Here is a 3,840-nt window from a genome sequence, read left to right as displayed (position 1 = left end):
GACGCGGGGGCGAGGGCGATGCGCTGGAGCTGCCGGGTGGTGAGGACGGGTTCCGGCCGGGTGGCGGGCAGCAGGTAGGCGGGCGCGTTGACCGCGGTGATCACCACCCGCAGCCCGTCGGTGCGCAACGTGTCGACGGTCCATTCGACGGCGCCCGCTCCGCCGTGCGCCGACGGGGCGGTGCGGACGCCGACCCGCGTGCCGTCGGTGAGGGTGCGGGCGTCGTGGAACAGTTGGTCGAGGGTGGGGTTCCCCGGCTTCCACTGCTGGACGTTGACGGCGACGAGGCCCTTGCCGTCGCCGTCGTCGGCCGTGAGATGGCCGAAGCCGAGCGATCCGCCCCGCTGCGCGGTGCGCAGCCCCGGGGGCAGCAGGCCGGCGATGGTGTCCGCGATCTGCAGGCCGGTCATCCTGGGGACGAGCGACGAGTCCTGTGGGGCGGCCCTCGGGACGGTCGTGGCGGGCAGCACCGGCTTCCAGGCGGGGGATCGGGCGACGGCCGCGAGTTCCTCCGCCGTCAGGGGGAGCGCAGTCCTTCCGGCCGCCGCTGTCCCGGACGGGCCGGGGCCCTGCGAGACGAAGACCTGGCTGCCGTCCTCGTGGGTCAGCAGCGTCGTCAGCACCTCCGCGCCCGACGGGTGCTTCTCGTCCGCCGGGGAGCGGTCCTGTGTGAGCAGGGCTCCGCCGGGCAGCCGGGCCCGGGTGCAGCGGCTGTAGGGGTGGTACGCCGAGTCGGGGCAGGTCGCGAACTGCTCGGGCACGGGCAGCGCGTACCGGTTCACGGTGACCGTGAGCCGTGCCGCCCGTCCGCCCCTTGTGAAGACCACCTGGGCGGAGGGCGGCCCGCCGGTCGCGCCGGCCGGCCCCGGGCCGTGCTGCTCCGAGAGGGTGCCCTCGGGCAGCACGGTCCGCAGGATGTCCAGCATCTGCCGAGCCGACCCCGGCGCGGTCACGGGAGGGGCGGGCCGCTGCGCGCCGTGCGGGGAACCGCATCCGGCGAGCGTGAGCACTGCGAGGCCGGCTGCGACGAGTGTCCTGCGGCCGTGCTTGATGAGGTCGGTCGGCATGGCTTCAGGTCAGACGCCGGGACGGGACATCGAGCTGATGGCGTCGCTGTACGGGTAGCTCAGGTTGCTCCACTGCGAGTTGGGGGCCCAGTAGCCGTAAGTGCCCTGGAAGTTGTAGTCGTTCCAGGTCTCGATGGCCCGGGTTCCCGTCCGCAGCGACTGGATGTTGTCGTTGAGGTCGATGCTGATGGTGGTGATCTTGGGCAGGCGGGGGACGTCGGTGTAACCGCGGCTGGGGCCGTTGGTGCAGTTGGCGAAACCGGGATCCCGGCACAGGCTCCAGTTGCCCTCGCCGGTGGCCGGCGCGGCGGCGGCGGAGCCGGCGGCGGCACCGAGGGCGCCGACGGTCAGTGCGAGTCCGGCGGTGGCCCCGAGCAGGCCCTTCATGAGGTTGCGCATGGGTGTTCCCTTGGTCGACGGTCAATGCGCGGGCTCCCTGGGGGATGCCCACGCCGGAGCAAGTACTTGCAGTGACAAGCATATTGAGAGTTGTTGCTCAGTCAAGTTCCTTTTCCTGCCTCCGACTTCGTCGCCGGCGGCAGCTCCGGACCCGGGGCGGCCGCGAGCGGACCGCTGGGACCGCTGGGAGCGCGCCGGGTGCGTGCGCACGGCCCCGGTCGACGGCCGGCTCACGCTCACCGCCGCCCGGGCGGTGACGGCCGTGTGCCTCCTCGGCGCCACCGAGGCGGTGACCGTGCGCGTCGCCCTGTGCCGGCCATTCCGGTGCGGCCGGCACGGGCGGCCGGCTGATCCTGCTCGCGCCGGGCGTGAGCACCCTTGCCGGGCGCGGGGCGGGGCCTGAACAAGGCCCGCCAGGGACGCCGCCGCAGGGCTTCCGGCCGCTGGGCCCCCGGTACCGTCGCGGAGCGTCGATAATCGACATATGAGTCAGCGCAACGCTTCGAACACCACGCTGGGTGACTTCCTGCGGGCGTGCCGTGCACGGGTGAACCCCGGGGACGTGGGCCTGCCGGACGACGGGCGGCACCGCCGGGTCCCGGGGCTCCGGCGGGAGGAACTGGCGCAGCTGGCGAACGTGAGCGTGGACTACGTGGTACGCCTGGAGCAGGGCCGCACGGTGCACGTCTCGACGGCGGTGCTGGAGTCGCTGGCGCGGGCGCTGCGCCTGCGGCCCGACGAGCGCGACTACCTGCTGCGGGTCGGCGCGGCCGGCGCCGGACCGCCGGCCTCGGCGCCCGGCCGGATCCGGCCGCAGACGCAGACCCTGCTGGACGGTCTGCAGGAGTACCCGGCCCTGCTGCTCAGCCACCGGCTGGACGTTCTGGGCTGGAACGCGCTCGGCGCGGCGCTGCTCACCGACTTCTCCGCCGTGCCCGAACCACGGCGCAACCTGGTGCGCATGGCGTTCCTGGACCCTGCCTTCCGCGAGCTGTACGTCGACTGGCGAACCGTCGCCCGCGAGTGCGTGGCCTACCTCCGCATGGGTGCGGCGCGCGACCCGCAGGACCCGCGGCTGAGGGCGCTGGTGGAGGAACTCGCCGACGCCGACGCCGACTTCCGCCGCTGGTGGTCGGACCACCGGGTGCGGACCCGGGCGGCCGGCGAGAAGACCTTCCGGCACCCGGTGGCCGGCACCATGACGCTGGACTTCCAGAGCCTCGTCGTGGGCGACGACCCGGACCAGACCGTCTTCGTCTACACCGCGCAGCCCGGAACCCCGGCCCACGAGGCGCTGCGCTTCCTGGCCACGTGGTCGGCGAGCCCCGCGGCCGCGCGACCGTGACCCGATCCGGCTGGTACAGCCGGTCCCAGGCAGGCGCCTCCTACGGTTGATCCTTCTCTGGTCCGCCCTCCGCCGCGGACGGACGCTGGGACACGTCGACAGAACGACCCCCAGTGATCATGAGGAGCACATCACATGACGACGTGGTTCATCACCGGCGCATCCCGCGGGTTCGGCCTGGAAATCGCCCGGCAGGCCCTGGAGCAGGGTGACAACGTCGTGGCCACCGCCCGCACCCCCCGCGTCGTGGAGGACGCCCTCGCGGCCCACGCCGACCGGCTGCTGGCCGTACCGCTCGACGTGAACGACGAGGAGCAGGCGCGAGCGGCCGTCGAGGCCGCGGTGGAGCGCTTCGGCACCATCGACGTCCTCGTCAACAACGCCGGCCGGGGCCTGCTCGGCGCGGTGGAGGAGACCAGCGACGCCGAGGCACGCGCGGTGTTCGACACGAACGTCTTCGGACTGCTGACGGTGACCCGTGCCGTCCTGCCCGTCATGCGGGCCCGGCGGTCGGGACGGATCGTCAACCTCAGCTCCGTCGGCGGCTTCGTCGGCTGGGCGGGCTGGGGCCTGTACTGCGCGACCAAGTTCTCCGTGGAGGCCGTGACCGAGTCCCTGCGGCTGGAGCTCGCGCCGCTGGGCATCCAGGCGACCGCCGTCGAGCCCGGCCCGTTCCGGACCGACTTCCTGGACTCCTCCTCCCTGCACCGCACCGAGCGGGTCATCGAGGACTACCTGGCGAGCGCGGGCGGCATGCGCGACTGGGCCGACAACAGCAACCACGCCCAGGACGGGGACCCCGTGAAGGCGGCGGCCGCCATCATCACGGTCGCCCGCGCGGCGGAGATGCCCGCCCGCATCCCCCTGGGCAAGGCCAGCGTCGCCGACGTGGAGGACAAGCTCGCCGGTGTGGCCCGTGACGTCGAGACGTGGCGGAACCTGGCCCTGTCCACCGACTTCACCTCGTGACCCCGGCCGGCCCCGCGGCGTGACGAGGGTCCCGGGTCCCCCGCCTGCGTGGCGGGGGAC

Annotated in this window: 4 protein-coding genes; 2 read left to right on the top strand and 2 right to left on the bottom strand. The window is 73.5% G+C overall.

Features of this window, described 5'->3' with window-relative positions:
• Both ACFW3D_RS42000 and ACFW3D_RS41995 read right to left on the bottom strand, forming a co-directional pair.
• On the bottom strand, nt 1–1,067 hold a 1,067-nt coding region (locus tag ACFW3D_RS42000), incomplete at its 3' end, for a hypothetical protein (protein WP_500513753.1).
• Nucleotides 1,068–1,076: 9 nt separating this feature from the next.
• Entirely contained in the window at nt 1,077–1,466 is a 390-nt protein-coding gene (locus ACFW3D_RS41995) for a hypothetical protein (RefSeq protein WP_500513751.1), read from the bottom strand.
• A gap of 484 nt (nt 1,467–1,950) precedes the next feature.
• On the opposite strand from ACFW3D_RS41995, the gene ACFW3D_RS41990 reads away from it, so the two are divergent.
• On the top strand, nt 1,951–2,811 hold the full coding sequence (locus tag ACFW3D_RS41990) for a helix-turn-helix transcriptional regulator (RefSeq protein ID WP_500513750.1): 861 nt from the start codon (nt 1,951–1,953) through the stop codon (nt 2,809–2,811).
• Nucleotides 2,812–2,946: 135 nt separating this feature from the next.
• Nucleotides 2,947–3,780, top strand: a complete 834-nt coding sequence (locus ACFW3D_RS41985; protein WP_500513748.1) for an oxidoreductase — start codon at nt 2,947–2,949, stop codon at nt 3,778–3,780.
• The last annotated feature ends 60 nt before the right edge of the window (nt 3,781–3,840 follow it).

The organism is Streptomyces sp. NPDC058864 (assembly GCF_042742985.1).
Taxonomy (GTDB): Bacteria; Actinomycetota; Actinomycetes; order Streptomycetales; family Streptomycetaceae; genus Actinacidiphila.
Note: the sequence above shows the minus strand (reverse complement) of the source record. Positions and strands in the feature narration are given on the sequence as shown.